This is a genomic window from Phenylobacterium sp., from assembly GCF_031425575.1.
GTDB lineage: Bacteria > Pseudomonadota > Alphaproteobacteria > Caulobacterales > Caulobacteraceae > Phenylobacterium.
In genome coordinates this window covers 1-14,181 of the sequence record NZ_JANPJP010000336.1, presented here as the reverse complement: position 1 = coordinate 14,181, position 14,181 = coordinate 1, and the positions used below count along the sequence as shown (strand labels likewise).

Here is a 14,181-nt window from a genome sequence, read left to right as displayed (position 1 = left end):
GCGCGTCCAGCAGGTTGCGGACGCCCAGGCTGACCACCCCGAAGCGAGCGTTCCAGGCGGCGACGGCGTCCAGCAGTTCATAACCCTCGAAGCTGTTGGCCGCCGGCTGGCCCTGGAAGCTGCGGGCCTCGAAGACCTGGCCCTGCAGGCGGAAGTCGAAATCGCCATAGGTGGCGTCGGCGGTCAGGGTTAGGCGGTCGGGCGAGATGTTGGCGCCGTCCAGGTCGGCGTCCACGCGGCCATCGCCATTTGTGTCGGTGCGGCCCTCCAGGTGCGAATAGGCCGCGCCCACGGTCAGCCAGTCGGTGGCGGCCAACTTCACAGTGGCCTCGACGCCCTCGATCTCGGTGCGCTGGCGCTGCACGTCGAAGGTGCCGCCGGCGTTGAGCACCAGCAGCGCGCCCTTGTCCGAGGACGAGGTGAACCAGGCCAGGGAGCCGTTCACCGGCCCACGGGTGAACTCGACCCCCAGTTCGATGTTGTCGGAAACCACCGGGGCGACGTCCAGGTAGGTGTCGATGTCGCGGCCGGGAGTGTTGATGGCGCGCAGAACCCGGCCGACGTCGGGCATGGTGAAGCCTTGGGCATACGAGGCGTAGACCGTCACACCGTCCACGACGCGCACCGTGCCGCCGACGTTGCTCAGCACCTCGGTGAAGCTGGGCTCGCCGCCGCTGACGCGGGTATTGCCCGACGACGCCAGGGTCGTGAAGTCGGCGACCTCCAGGGTGGCGTTCTCCTGGCGCACCCCGGCCGACAGGTGGATACGGTCGTCCCACAGCGCCTGGTGGACCTGCAGGAAGGGCGACAGGCTCTTGTAGGTGGTCTCGGGAACCCAGACCCGGTTGGTCAGCACCAGTTCCTGGTAGGTCTTGTCCTTCAGGCCATCGAGGCCCAGCAGCACCTTCAGACCGGGCGCGGCGTCGAAGCCGCGCTCGTAGTCCAGTTTGAAGCCCTGCTTCTCGGAGTTGTTGGCCGACTGGTCGAACAGGGTGTTGATCGGCGCGATCCGCACGTCCTGGAAGGTCCCGGTGATCGAGCCGCCAAACACGCCGTGATAGTCGTGGGCGAAGGCCTGCGCGGTCAGGGCGCCGCCGAACAGGTCGCCGTCCTTGTAGGTGATCGCCGCCGAGGTGACCTCGTTGGCGGTGGGCAGGCCGCGCTGGACACCCTTCACGGCGCTGGCCGGCCGGCCGGTGGCGCGGTTTCCGTTCACCAGCACATAGTCGTCCCCGCCCTCCAGCTCGAAGTGGTTGACCATGGCCTCCAGGCGTCGCCCGGCGCCCAGGTCGACCCCGGCCTTGCCGAACAGCGACCAGCTGTCGGAGTTCTGCAGCTCGCCTTGGGTGGCGTCGATGCCGATACGGCGGCCGTCGGCGTCGAAATAGCCGCCCCGGCGCTCATAGGACGCGCCGGCCACGAAGTCCCAGGCGCCGAAGTCCCGGCCCACCAGGCCCGCGGCCTTGTAGCTGAAGCTGTCGTCCAGGTTTCCGTCATCGAAGCTGGTCTGGGCCAGGACCTTTCCGGTCCAGCCCTGTTCGGACTTGGGCGTGGGGGCGGTGACATAGTTGATCACCCCGCCGGTGGCGCCCACGCCCTGGATGGCGTTGGAGCCGAACACCACCTCGACGCGGTCGATGAAGAAGGGGTCGATGGTGAAGCCGTCGCGGCTGTCGTCGCGCAGCGGCGTCGATTGCGGGACACCGTCCACCAGATAGAGCGGCGAGCGCCCGCGCAGGGTCTCACCGGCTCCCGACAGCTTCTGCCGGGTGGGCGAGAAGGACGGCGCCAGGGCGGCGACAGCCTCCACCGCGCTCATCCCCAGCGACTGCTGCACCCGCAGCTCGCCTTCGCTGATGATCTGGATGGTCGAGGGCACGGTGGCGCGCGGCGCGTCGAAACGCATGGCGGTGATCACCAGTTCGTCCACCGCCTTGTCCTCGCGGATCGTGACCTGGGCCTGCGCCGGAACGATCGCGGCCAGGAGGGCGAGCGCCGTCCCTCCGAACAGGGCATGGAACGTCATGGGGTCTTCCAATTTGCGATTAAGTCTTAATAGCTGCCAAATGGCAGAGCCCGCCTGACGGGTCAAGCGGCAGCTAGCCCGGGATGAACTGGAGGATCGCCACCAGCACGGTCAGCCAGGCCAGGGGCGCGGCCATGGCGGCCCAGGCCAGCGGCTCCTTGTCGCGCTTGAACAGCACCCAGGCGCCGAAGGGCCCGATCAGGCAGACGATCCAGAACAGGATCATCATCAGGAAGGCGATCCAGGCCAGGGGATTGAAGATGTTGCCCTGGTGGTCGAACACCAGGGGCGAGAACAGCGCCCCCACGGCGCCGAACGGCAACAAGGCCAGGCAGGCGGCGGTCGCCACGCCCATCCAGATCATTCGCGCGCGACGCGAAAGCGGCCGTCTTTTTCGGGGGGCCCCTGACATGGGCGCAAGGTCCCTATCCGACCCCCGCGCGTCAAACTGAATCGCCGGTCGGGCGCTCATAGGTCGCGTGTCAGGCTAGCGCGCTTGTTTGCTTGGCGATCCCATCGACGAGAGGCTAGATCGGGTCAGACCCGCCAAGCCGAAGGACGCCCATGAAGATCGCCACCTGGAACGTCAACTCGGTCAACGCCCGCCTTGAGACCGTGCTGCGCTGGTTCGAGGAGGTCTCCCCCGACGTCGCCTGCCTGCAGGAGATCAAGTGCGTCGACGAGAAGTTTCCGGCTGAAGCCTTTGAACGGCTTGGCTATAATGTCGCCGTTCACGGCCAGAAATCCTACAACGGCGTCGCCATCCTCTCCAAGACGCCCCTGGAAGACGTCCGCAAGGGCCTGCCCGGCGACGACGCCGACGACCACGCCCGCTATCTGGAGGCGGTGGTCTCCGGCCCCAATCCGGTCCGCGTGGCCTCGATCTACCTGCCCAATGGCAACCCCATCGACACCGAGAAATTCCCCTACAAGCTGGCCTGGATGGCGCGCCTGCAGGCCCACGCCCGCGCGCTGCTGGCCTATGAGGAGCCCCTGGTCCTGACCGGCGACTTCAACGTCATCCCCGAGCCCCGCGACGCCGCCCATCCCGAGAACTGGACCAAGGACGCCCTCTTCCAGCCCCAGACCCGGGAGGCGTTCCGGGCGCTGAAGTGGCTGGGCTTCACCGAGGCTTTCCTGGCCATCGACGGCGCGCCGGAGAGCTACACCTTCTGGGACTATCAGGCCGGCGCCTGGCAGCGGAACAACGGCATCCGCATCGACCACGCCCTGCTCTCCCCCCAGGCCGCCGACAAGCTGCTGTCCTGCGTCATCCACCGCGACGTCCGCGGTTGGGACAAGCCGTCGGACCACGTGCCGGTGGTGACGGAACTGGACCTCTAGGCGCATGAGCCGCCGCGCCTTCATCCTGGGAGGTTCGGGCCAGATCGGCCGGGCGGCGGCGCTGAACCTGCTGGAGGCCGGCTGGGACGTCACCGTCGGCCAGCGTCACGGTGAAGTTCCTCCGGTGCTAGCCGGCCGAGTGACGGTGACGGTCCTGGACCGCGACGACGACCGCGCCCTGGGCGATGCCCTGGCCCGCCCCTTCGATGCTGTCATCGACACCGTGGCCTTCAACGCCGTCCACGCCCGCCAGTGGCTGACCCTGCAGGACAGCCTCGGCGCGCTCGCGGTCATCTCCACAGGCAGCGTCTATCTAGACGACGAGGGACGCGCCCTGCCGGAGGGCGCGCGCTATCCCGTCCCCCTGCGTGAGGACCAGCGTCGGACGCCGCCCGGCGGGACCGACTATTCCAGCAACAAGGTCGCGATGGAGGACGCCCTCCTGGCCGGCGCCCGCGTCCCCCTGAAGATCCTGCGGCCCTTCGCTGTCCACGGCCCGGGCAGCCGCGCGCCCCGCGAGTGGTGGTTCCTGAGCCAGATCCTGCGCGGCGCGCAGAGCATTCCGCTGGCCTTCGACGGCGAGAGCCGGTTCCACACGACGGCCACCGCCAACCTCGCCCAACTGATCGGCGTCGCCCTGGAGCAGCCGGGGGTCCACGTCTTCAACGCCGCCGACCCGGACGCGCCCACGGTGGCGGAGATCGGGCAGGCGATCCTAGGGGCCACGGGATCGGCCGCCACCCTGGCCCCCTTCCCCGGCCCGCCGAAGGGCTGGAAGGGCCGCACCCCCTGGAGCCTTGAGGCGCCCCTGGTGGCCGACATGAGCGCGGCCGCCGCGCTCGGTTATCGCCCGGTCACCGACTACGCCGCCACCGCGCCCGCCCTCTGCGCCGCCCTGGTGGCGCAGGCCCAGGGCAAGGAATGGCTCACCGCCTTTCCCGGCCTTTCGGCCTATCCGCCGCAAATGTTCGAAGCGCCGCCCGCCTAGGGATGATCGCCACAACTTCTCCCAGATTCGCAGGCGAAGCTGGGGCCTGTCAGCAATGGTTCAGCTTGCGAAAGCTTAACTATCGAAATCGGGGCGGCGTGGTTAAGAGGCCGCTCGCAACATGAAAGACCCCGTTATGCGTTTCGTCCTGCCCGTCTCCGTCGCCCTGGCCCTGGCCGCCGCCCCCGCCTTCGCCCAGGACAGCGCCACCGACGCCTCGGGCGCCTCGGCGGCCACGTCGGAGGCCGTGGGCCTGCTGACTTCCTCGGGCGTGAAGACCACTGTCGGGGTCTCCGCCGTCCCCGCCAGTGTGGTGGCCACGGGGTCGATGGCCGGCGGCTCGGCCGTGATGGCCAGCGGCGCGGCGTCGGTGGGCGCGGGCGCCTCAGTGTCGGAGACCGCCGCGGATTCAGGCAAGCTGATCGTCGACGACAAGGTCGTGGTCTCCCCCGATCCGGCCCCGGCCGTGCCCTACAACACCCCGGCCCCGGTCAAGAAATGAACCGCCGCGCCCTTCTCGCCGCCGGCGCCGCCGCGCTGATGAGCACGGCTGCGGTCCCGGCCGCCGCCCAGGACTCCTCGGCCCGCGCCATCGCCCCGCACTTCACGGCGCCGGAGGCCGCGGCCTTTTCCAAGCAGGTGGAGCGCGACCTGGCCTCCCGGGGCGCCAAGCTGGCCCTGGTGTTCCGCACCGGCCGGCCGCGCAGCCAGCTTCCCGAGGGGATCAGCTACACCCACGGCGGCTTCTGGGTGCACCGGACGATCCGCACCGCCGACGGCAAGACCCAGCACGGCTACGCCGTCTACAACCTCTATGCCGGCGACGGCGAGGCCTGGCCGAAAATCGAGAGCCGCCTGGTCCAGGACTATCCCTTCGACTTCACCCGCGGCTCCACCGTCGACGACATGGCGGTGATCATCCCCTCGCCGGAGATGCAGCGCCGTATCATCGCGGTGATCGACAGCCCGACCTATCAGGCGGTGCACAATCGGCACTACTCTCTGGTGGCCAATCCGTGGCGGCGGACCTACCAGAACTGCAACAACTTCATGCTCAACGTCATCGCCGCGGCGGTGTGGCAGACCGCCAGCCCCGACCAGATCACCGCCAACCTCAAGGCCCACTACAAGCCGACCCTGGTGAAGGCCAACGCGGTCCTGCGGCTGTTTGGCCCGATCGCCGACCAGCGCCTGCGCACCGACGACCAGCAGGGGCCCATCCGCACCGCCACCTATGAATCGATGGCGGAATTCATGCGGGAAAACAATCTGTTGGAAGCGACTTATTCCATCAACTACGCGCGCTGATCGCTCACTTCTCGGCTCGCGCGAACACCGCCGGACCGCGGATCGGTCAGGCCGATTCGACTGGCGCGATTTCGGGCGGCGAACCGGTTTCCACTTCGCCTGAAATCGCTCTAGCGTCGCGCCATGAACGACGTCGTCCGGCTCCTGTTGATGTTGGCCCTGGCCGGGACCGCGGTGACCTTCGCGGGCTCCTTCGCCATCTGGTTCTTCGATGAGGACCGGCGCATCGGCCGGGCGCTGAAACGCGTGCTGAAGGGCGAGCCGGAGGCGATGCTGGTGGCCCGTGGCCGCGGGCGCGGGGTGGGGGTGAACTTCGCCACCGGCCTCGCCGCCGTCGCCTGGGACGCTGGGGCCTGGTGCCTGGTCTACCGGATCGATGAGCTGATGGGCGCCGAGCTGATCATCGACGACCAGGTGGTGGCCCGCGCCCACCGCGACGAACAACGCCGCGCCCTGGACCAGAGGGTCAGCCATGCGGCCCGCGTCACCCTGCGACTGATCTTCGACGACCCCCAGCACCCCGACTTCGAGCTTGACCTCTGGCTGACCGGGGACGAGAGCCGCCGGGTGGCCGCGTCGCCGGGCGCCGCCGTGCTGGAGGCCAACCGCTGGCTGGCCCGCGCCGAGGCGATCCTGCGCCGCCCCAGGGCCCTCGACCCCAGTGCGGCGGCGGCCACGGCGGTGACCGCGCCTCTGCCGCCGCCTGCGGCTGCGGAGCCGGCGCGCCCGCCGACACCCCAAGCCGAGCCTCCTCTCCCCCCGCCACAACCCCGGGCCGGCGCCGAACCGCCGCCCTGGGAGGACGATGACGACTTCGATCCGGACGACCACCAACGCTAAACTTGACACTGTAAATTTACAGCCGCACCTTTCCCTGACCTTGAGGGAGGATTTGCAGGGCCAGTCTGCTCGCCGCCGCCGCATTCTTCGTGCTGCTGCACCTGCTCGTCTCGGGCACCCGCGCCCGCGACGCCATCACAGCCAAGATCGGCGACGGTCCGTACATGGGCCTGTTCTCCCTGGCCTCGGTGGCGGGCCTCGCCTGGTTGGGCTTCGGCTACGCCGCCGGCCGCACCGCGACCTGGAACGCGTCCTACTGGGACATCACGCCCCTCACCTGGAAGATCCAGCTGCTGCTGCAGGGCCTAGCCTTCCTGTTCGTGGTCGTGGGTCTGACCACCCCCAACCCCACAAGCGTGAAACAGGAGGGGACGCTCAACCGCCCTGACGTGGTCAAGGGCATGCTGCGTGTCACCCGCCATCCCTTTCTGTGGGGGGTCGCCCTGTGGGCCGCGGGCCACCTGCTGGTGAACGGGGACCGCGCCAGCATCATCCTGTTCGGCGCCATGCTGCTTCTGGCCCTGTCCGGAACCACCAGCATCGACGCCAAGCGCAAGCACGCGCTTGGTCCGACGTGGCACGCCTTCGCCACGCAAACCTCCAACCTGCCCTTCGCGGCCATCCTGTCGGGCCGCCAGTCCCTGAAGATCGGCGAAATCGGCTGGTGGCGGATACTGGCGGCCATCGTCGTCTATGTCGGCCTCGTCCTGGCCCACCCCTTCCTGTTTGGGGTGTCTGCGACCTCTTGATCGCCGTTCGCGCGTCAGTGGGTCAGTTCGAGAGCATCGGCCCGCGGCCCTCTGGCGGGCAGGTCGCCCAGATAATCGCGCTTGCCGAGGTCCACGCCTTCCCTGCGCAGGAGGGCGTAGGCGATGGCGACGTGGAAATGGACATTGGGGAGGGCGAGCCTCAGCACATAGTCGAGGCCTTCGAAGCGCCGCGCGCCCTTCGAGCTCGGCAGTACGATTTCGCGCGTTTCCGCTCCTTCGAATTCGTGAGCCTCCAACGACTCGAGCTCGGCGATGGCTGCGGCCAAGGCGTTGCGCAGGTCCGACAGGGTGATCGGCCCTTCGATATTGGCGGCAGGCAGGCCCCTCAGCCGCGCCGCCGCGCCGACGGCGTTGTTGATCGCCGCCTCAATGTGAAACGAGAACGGCTTCATGTCCGGTACGAGGCGAAGGGCGGCAAGTTCAGCGAGATCCCGCCCCTCAACCGCGAAGTGCGCCTCCGCCTTGTCCAGCGGCCGGACGAGGACCCGTAGGCTTTGCAGGAAGCTCGGGATCGTCAGGTCGTACAGGCTCATCGGTCCGCGCAATCCTCCACGGCGAGGTGTCTAGCAGGCGATCGTCACGAGGGAATGACGCCCCCCGATCCGCGCTACGTGCGGGGGGAGGAATTTGAGAGCGCGAAGTCCACTCCGGCCTGGGCATGCACCAAGGCGGTGTCCACCACCGGCAGGCTCAGATCCGCCGGCGTCAGCAGCAGCCCGATCTCCGTGCAGCCGAAGATCACGCAGTCGGCGGCTCCGGCCTTGGCGATCATGGCCAGCACCTCGGTCTTCGACGCCGGAGAGACCACCCCCTGGCAGAGTTCGTCATAGATGATGGCGTGCAGGCGATCGCGGTCGGGCTGATCGGGGACGACGGCATCGACCCCCTGCGCGGCCAACCGGCCGCGGTAGAAATCCTTCTCCATCGTGAACCGGGTGGCCAGCAGCAGCGGCCGCGAACAGCCCGCCGCCTTGACCGCCCGCGCCGTCGCGTCGGCGATGTGGATCACCGGCACGGCCACCGCAGCCTGCACCTGGTCGGCGACGAGGTGCATGGTGTTGGCGCAGATCAGGATGGCTTCGGCGCCCGCGCCCTCCAGCCGCTTGGCGGCGTCGGCCAGCACCGCGCCGGCCTGCGCCCAGTCGCCGGCGGCCTGCAGCTCGGCGATGCCGGCGAAGTCCACCGACCACAGCAGCAACTGCGCCGAGTGCAGTCCGCCCAGCCTCTCGCGGACCAGGCGGTTGAGCTCCTGGTAGTAGAGCGTCGTGCTCTCGGCGCTCATGCCGCCCAGCAGGCCAAGGGTCTTCATGAGAGTCCTTTCCTGGTCGCGCGACGGGCGCCGAAACCGGTTCCCACCTTAGGCTGTCGCGCGCTCTAGAGGTCGGCGTAGACGTGGGTCTCGCCTGCCGCGCCGGGGTGGGTCACCGCCCCCTTGTGGGCCGGACCGACGATCTGGGCGTACTTCCACAGGGCGCCAGAGCCATAGTTGGTGACCTTCGGCTCCCAGTGGCGCTTGCGGCTCTCCAGCTCGATGGGGTCGACCTCCAGGTCGAGGATGCCGGCGTCGGCGTCGATGTTGATGATGTCGCCGTCCCGGATCAGCGCGATGGGTCCGCCCATCTGGGCCTCGGGGCCGATGTGGCCGACGCAGAGACCGCGGGTGCCGCCGGAGAAGCGACCGTCGGTGATCAGGGCCACCTTGTCGCCCCGGCCCTGGCCGGAAAGCGCCGCCGTGGTGGACAGCATCTCGCGCATGCCGGGACCGCCGCGGGCGCCCTCATAGCGGATCACCAGGACGTCGCCGTCCTGGTAGTCGCCGGCCTCGACGGCGGCGAAGCAGGCGTCCTCGCCGTCGAAGCAGCGGGCCGGACCGCGATGGCTGCGGTGGCTGGTCATGCCGGCCACCTTGACGATGGCGCCGTCCGGCGCGAGCGAGCCCCACAGGCCCACAACCCCGCCGGTGGGCGAGAGCGGCTCACTGACCTTGCGGATCACCACCTGGTCGTCGCGCCATTTCACGTCCTTGACGTTCTCGGCGATGGTCTTCCCCGTGACCGTCATGCAGTCGCCGTGGATGAAGCCACCCTCCAGCAGGGTCTTCAGCAGCATGGGCATCCCGCCGGCCTCGCCCATGTCCTTGGCCACGAAGCGGCCGCCCGGCTTCAGGTCGGCGATATAGGGGGTGCGGGCGGCGATCTCGGCGAAGTCGCGCAGGGTGAACTCGATGCCGCACTCATGGGCCATGGCCGGCAGGTGCAGGCCGGCATTGGTGGAGCCGCCGGTGGCGGCCACCACGACCGCGGCGTTCTCGAAGGACTTGCGGGTGACGATGTCGCGGGGCCGCAGCTGCTCGGCGATCAGGCGGACCACCGTCTCGCCCGAGGCCACCGCATAGGCGTCGCGGCTCAGATAGGGGGCGGGCAGCGAGGCCGAGAGCGGCAGGGCCAGACCAATGGCTTCCGACACGCAGGCCATGGTGTTGGCGGTGAACTGGCCGCCGCAGGCGCCGTCCGACGGACAGGCGTGCTGCTCCAGGGAGCACAGGTCCTCCAGGCTCATCTTGCCGGCCGAGTGCATGCCCACGCCTTCGAAGACGTCCACCACCGTGACGTCGCGGCCCTGCCAGGAGCCCGGCAGGATGGAGCCGCCATAGAGGAAGACGCTGGGCACGTTCAGCCGCAGCATGGCCATCATCATCCCCGGCAGGGATTTGTCGCAGCCGGCGATGCCCACCAGGGCGTCATAGCCGTGGCCGCGCATGGTCAGCTCCACGGAGTCGGCGATGACGTCGCGGCTCACCAGGGACGAGCGCATGCCCTCGTGGCCCATGGCGATGCCGTCGGTGACGGTGATGGTGCAGAACTCACGCGGGGTGGCGCCGGCCTTCTTCACGCCTTCCGACACAGCGTGCGCCTGGCGCATCAGGGCGGTGTTGCAGGGCGCGGCCTCGTTCCAGCAGGAGGCCACGCCGACGAAGGGCTGGGCGATCTCGCGGCTGCCGAGCCCCATGGCGTAGTAGTACGACCGGTGCGGGGCCCGGGCCGGGCCCTCGGTCACGTGGCGGCTGGGGAGGTTCGACTTATCCCAGGTTCCATCGGGCTTGCGGGTCATGTCGGGGCCTTCCGTTCAATGAGGCCCATCCGTACCGGTCGAGCGCCGCGGTTGGAACCCCGCATGGCCGCGCGATGCCCCGCCATCTGGCGTGGGCGCCGCGCCGTCGGCAAACGCCAAGGTTGAATCCCATGCGGAAACCGGCTCGTATGGTGAGGCTTGAGGGGGCGCGTGATGACGGCGAAGGACACCTGGTTTTATCGCGACGGGGACGTGGAGCTCGGCCCGACCAAGGCCGCTGACCTCACCGCCCTGGTCCGTAAGGGCATGGTGGCGGGCGCCACCCCTGTACGCCGCGCCGCCGACACGGTCTGGACGACGGCGGCCCAGGCCCTCCCCTGGCTTTTCACGGTGCCCGAAGCCCAGCCGGGCGTTCAAAGCGGTTGGACCGACACCGCGCCCCATGCATGGCGGCGATATTTCGCGCGCAGCGTGGACAACATGATCGTGGGTTCCCTGACCTGGGCGCTGATCGGCATGGTCGCCTACGCCATCGCCCCGGCGGAGGCCGACGCCTTCTTCAAGATCTTTGATGGGCCGGGCGGCCAGATCATCGACATCCTGCTGACCCTGCTGGCGGCCATTCCCGGCAACGCCCTGATCATCGGCCTGACCGGCCTTTCCATCGGCAAGTGGATCTTTGGCATTCGCGTCCTGAAGGACGGCGCCCCCATCGGCGTGATGCGCGCCCTGCGCCGGGAATTCGCGGTCTGGTTCCAGGGCCTGGGCTGCGGGATTCCGCTTGTGTCCCTCGCCACTCTGCTGACCGCGCGCGGGCGGCTGGAGGACCAGGGCGTGACCACCTGGGACAAGGCTCAGCAGCTGACCGTCAACCACCGCCCTGAGAGCCGCCTGGCGACCATCCTGATGTGGACGGCGGGCTTGCTCTACTTCGCCTGGCTGACCGCGCTTCGCGCCTTCGCCAGCCTGTGACCGAGGCAGGCTGGTGGCTAGCCTCGCCAGCCGGGGGCGATGCCGAGGGGCCCTACACCACCGATGAGGTGAGGCGGCTGGCGGCGACCGGTCGCGTGCGCCGAGGTCTGCGGGTTTGGTCGCCCGTCCAGGGGGCCTGGCTGCCCTTCCGCCCGGCCCTGCTGGGCCGGGTGGCCGGAAAGCCCGCCGGCATGGCATTCTGGACCTATCTGGCGGCCCAAAGCCTCGCCTTCCTGGCGGCTACGGCCCTGCTCATCGGTTTGATCTACGCCGACGGCGACCTCGGCCTTACGGGGTCAGGCCTCCTCTGGGCCTGGGGCCTCGCCGGGCCAGGTTTAGCGGTCCTCAGCATCGCCAGCCTGCTGGCCTGGCGCCGGGCCGCCCGCGCCCTGGGGACAAGGAGAGAGCTCGCCGCCGTCGTCTCGGTCGCCGCGGGGCTCTTCCTGGTGTTCGGCCTCCTGCTCTCGACCTTCTCGATCCGCGCGGCTCTCGTGGTGATCCCCGCCCAGCTCACCATCGAGGATTGGACCTACGACGCCCATATCGACAAGGCGTCCGGCCAAATCTCCGTGAAGGGGGCGATCGGGGTGAACTTCGGACGCCGGATGAAGGAGCTTCTCGCCCTCGCGCCGGATCCGGTCACCGTGGAGATCGAGAGCTATGGCGGCCTAACCTCCGAGGCCCTCACCGCCGCCGAGGCGATCGAGAAACGCGGCGGGGTGACCGTGGTGGCCCGAAACCACTGCGCGAGCGCCTGCCTCATCGTGCTGATGGGCGCGCAACACCGGCTGGCCGACGCCGACATATCCCTGGCCTTTCACGCCAGCTCCGCCGTCGCCCCGGTCGCGGACCGGTTCTTCGCCTGGAGCCTGATCGCCGAAGGCGAGCGCGCCGACGCTTACCTGCTGAAACGCGGCGTGCCCAAGGACTACATCGACGCCGCCAACACCGCCGGGCCCGACCAGGTCTACGAGACGCCGGCGGCGCTGGCCCTGCGCCGAGGTGTGCTGACGGGTGTCCTGGATGGCGACCGGCCCCTGACCGAGGCCGAGGTCGAGGATCACCTGGAGACCGCGCGGCCGCATCTGGCCCCCGCAGACCCGTAGCCTTGAGCCAAGGTTGGCGCCGGAGGCGCGAGCATCGACCACGCTATCGCTCGCGGCGCCGACGCCCCACCCGTGCTCATTACAAAATTCCGCGCTACGTCCGCTTCGTGGACGCCTTCCCGATGACCGTCAGTGGCAGGGTGCAGAAGGTTCTGATCAGCGACCGCATGATCGCCGAATTGGGCCTGACGGTGGGCCCAGACCGCCTAGGTCTTCCGCCAATAGGCTCCGGTCCAATCGATCTGTTCAATCTTGTCGGTGATGCCGCGCTTGTTGCGGAAGTCAGCCACGGCCTGACGGCAGGCCGGCACCGCGCCCATGTCGTCGATGATGCAGTAACCGCCGGGGGACAGCTTGTCGTAGAGCGCCTCGAAGGCCTCCATGGTGGACTGGTACATGTCGCCGTCCAGCCGCAGGATCGCCAGCGTCTCGATGGGGGCGGTGGGCAGGGTGTCCTTGAACCAGCCCTTCAGGAACCGGACCTGGTCGTCCAGCAGGTCGTAGCGGGAGAAGTTCTCCTGGACCTGCTCCAGGGAGATGGCGAGCGCCTCGTAGGTGGCGTGCTGGTCGTTGGCGTCCTGCGGATAGCTGGCGGCATCGGGTTCGGGCAGGCCTTCGAAGGAGTCGGCGCACCAGACGCGGCGGTCGGTGACGCCATGGGCCTTCAGCACCGCCCGCATCATGATACAGGCGCCGCCGCGCCAGATGCCGGTCTCGATGAAGTCCCCGGGCACGCCGCGCCGCACCACATCCTCAGCCAACAGGCGGATGTTCCGCATGCGGCGTGAGCCGATCATGCTGTGGGCCTTGCTGGGCCAGTCGCGGCCGGTCTCGCGCAGGGCCGGCTTGAAGACGCCGCCCGACCAGATGTCCTGCGGCGGATCCTCCCAGATCAGACCCAGGAGGCACCGCTCCATCAGCTGCAGATAGCTGTCTTGCAACGCGCCGACGTCTGTCATTAACGTGCCCCAAATCGCTTGGCCGGTCGGCCCCCGGCCTGAACCGGGCAAGTGCTTTCGCTCGGAGAAAAATGGATGTCAACGCCGCCGCCCACAAAGATCAATCTGGGAAGCGGCAAGGACTTCAAGCCTGACTTTCTCAATATAGACATCTCAAACTACTGGTCGCCGGACATCGTCGCCGACGTCAGCACCGACTTTCCGGAAGGCGGCCGCCAAACCTTCGAGACCACCCGGTTCGGGGAGATCGCCGTCGCCCACGGGGCCTTCGACGAGATCGTCTGCAACGACGTGCTGGAACACGTGCCCGACCTGGTGCGGACGGTGACCAACTGCCTGAACCTGCTGAAGGTGGGCGGGCTCTTCAACGTCATCGTGCCCTATGACCTGTCCTACGGGGCCTGGCAGGATCCGACCCATGTGCGGGCGTTCAATGAGCGCAGCTGCCTCTATTACACAGACTGGTTCTGGTACCTGGGCTGGTCGGAGGCCCGGTTCGTCACCCAGCGCCTGGAATATGTGGTGAGCCCGCTCGGCCGGGAGCTGCGCACCAGGGGGGAGCCGCAGGACGTCGTGGTCCGAACGCCGCGCGCCATCGACTCCATGAAGGTGACCTTCCAGAAGATCGAACTCTCCCAGAGCGACCGCGACACACTGACGAAGTTCAGCGCGCGCTGACGGCCTCCAGGGCGGCCCGCAGCATGGGCGCCTGAGGAAGGGCCCGGAAGGCGTCATGGCCGGCGCTCGCCACCGCCTGTCGCCGCTGCGGGTCTGCCAGCAGGTCCAGGCAGGCCTG

Annotated in this window: 15 protein-coding genes; 9 read left to right on the top strand and 6 right to left on the bottom strand. The window is 68.7% G+C overall.

The annotated features are described in order from the left end of the window. Positions 1–2,026, bottom strand: a 2,026-nt coding sequence (locus RMO97_RS18530) for a TonB-dependent receptor domain-containing protein (RefSeq protein WP_310542489.1), incomplete at its 3' end; no start/stop codon positions are given. Positions 2,027–2,099: 73 nt separating this feature from the next. Then, on the bottom strand, positions 2,100–2,390 hold the full coding sequence (locus RMO97_RS18525; RefSeq protein ID WP_310542488.1) for a hypothetical protein: 291 nt from the start codon (positions 2,388–2,390) through the stop codon (positions 2,100–2,102). Positions 2,391–2,590: 200 nt separating this feature from the next. Here RMO97_RS18525 and xth point away from each other — a divergent pair, with 200 nt between their 5' ends. From xth to RMO97_RS18495, 6 genes are all read left to right on the top strand, one after another. Further along, entirely contained in the window at positions 2,591–3,370 is a 780-nt protein-coding gene (gene xth, locus RMO97_RS18520) for an exodeoxyribonuclease III (protein WP_310542487.1), read from the top strand. Positions 3,371–3,374: 4 nt separating this feature from the next. Then, a complete protein-coding gene (locus RMO97_RS18515; protein WP_310542486.1) occupies positions 3,375–4,358 on the top strand; it encodes an NAD-dependent epimerase/dehydratase family protein in 984 nt (327 codons plus the stop codon). 121 nt (positions 4,359–4,479) lie between these two features. Beyond that, complete coding sequence (locus RMO97_RS18510) at positions 4,480–4,860, top strand: hypothetical protein (protein WP_310542485.1); 381 nt, start codon at positions 4,480–4,482, stop codon at positions 4,858–4,860. Beyond that, positions 4,857–5,666 (top strand): DUF2145 domain-containing protein, encoded by an 810-nt coding sequence (locus RMO97_RS18505; protein ID WP_310542484.1) that lies wholly within the window; start codon positions 4,857–4,859, stop codon positions 5,664–5,666. Before RMO97_RS18510 ends, RMO97_RS18505 begins: the two co-directional genes overlap by 4 nt. Before the next feature lie 123 nt (positions 5,667–5,789). Further along, entirely contained in the window at positions 5,790–6,506 is a 717-nt protein-coding gene (locus RMO97_RS18500; RefSeq protein WP_310542483.1) for a hypothetical protein, read from the top strand. A 50-nt stretch (positions 6,507–6,556) separates the two neighbouring features. Beyond that, positions 6,557–7,255: an NnrU family protein gene (locus tag RMO97_RS18495; protein ID WP_310542490.1), complete on the top strand. Its 699-nt coding sequence runs from the start codon at positions 6,557–6,559 to the stop codon at positions 7,253–7,255. 14 nt (positions 7,256–7,269) lie between these two features. On the opposite strand, the gene RMO97_RS18490 is transcribed toward RMO97_RS18495, so the two are convergent. The 3 genes from RMO97_RS18490 to ilvD all read right to left on the bottom strand — a co-directional run bounded on the left by RMO97_RS18490 (position 7,270) and on the right by ilvD (position 10,387). Further along, a complete protein-coding gene (locus RMO97_RS18490) occupies positions 7,270–7,809 on the bottom strand; it encodes a DUF1993 domain-containing protein (protein ID WP_310542482.1) in 540 nt (179 codons plus the stop codon). Between the two features lie 74 nt (positions 7,810–7,883). Beyond that, a complete protein-coding gene (locus tag RMO97_RS18485; RefSeq protein WP_310542481.1) occupies positions 7,884–8,585 on the bottom strand; it encodes an aspartate/glutamate racemase family protein in 702 nt (233 codons plus the stop codon). A gap of 65 nt (positions 8,586–8,650) precedes the next feature. Then, complete coding sequence (gene ilvD, locus RMO97_RS18480; protein ID WP_310542480.1) at positions 8,651–10,387, bottom strand: dihydroxy-acid dehydratase; 1,737 nt, start codon at positions 10,385–10,387, stop codon at positions 8,651–8,653. Between the two features lie 174 nt (positions 10,388–10,561). Between ilvD and RMO97_RS18475 the strand changes: the two genes are divergently transcribed. Both RMO97_RS18475 and RMO97_RS18470 read left to right on the top strand, forming a co-directional pair. Next, positions 10,562–11,320 (top strand): RDD family protein, encoded by a 759-nt coding sequence (locus RMO97_RS18475; protein WP_310542479.1) that lies wholly within the window; start codon positions 10,562–10,564, stop codon positions 11,318–11,320. Further along, entirely contained in the window at positions 11,317–12,426 is a 1,110-nt protein-coding gene (locus tag RMO97_RS18470) for a DUF4339 domain-containing protein (RefSeq protein ID WP_310542478.1), read from the top strand. Before RMO97_RS18475 ends, RMO97_RS18470 begins: the two co-directional genes overlap by 4 nt. A gap of 206 nt (positions 12,427–12,632) precedes the next feature. Here RMO97_RS18470 and RMO97_RS18465 read toward each other — a convergent pair whose 3' ends face one another. Further along, the gene (locus RMO97_RS18465; RefSeq protein WP_310542477.1) at positions 12,633–13,385 is read right to left on the bottom strand and encodes a TylF/MycF family methyltransferase; all 753 of its coding nucleotides are present in this window, start codon (positions 13,383–13,385) and stop codon (positions 12,633–12,635) included. Between the two features lie 75 nt (positions 13,386–13,460). Here RMO97_RS18465 and RMO97_RS18460 point away from each other — a divergent pair, with 75 nt between their 5' ends. Further along, positions 13,461–14,063, top strand: a complete 603-nt coding sequence (locus RMO97_RS18460) for a methyltransferase domain-containing protein (protein WP_310542476.1) — start codon at positions 13,461–13,463, stop codon at positions 14,061–14,063. Positions 14,064–14,181 lie beyond the last annotated feature (118 nt).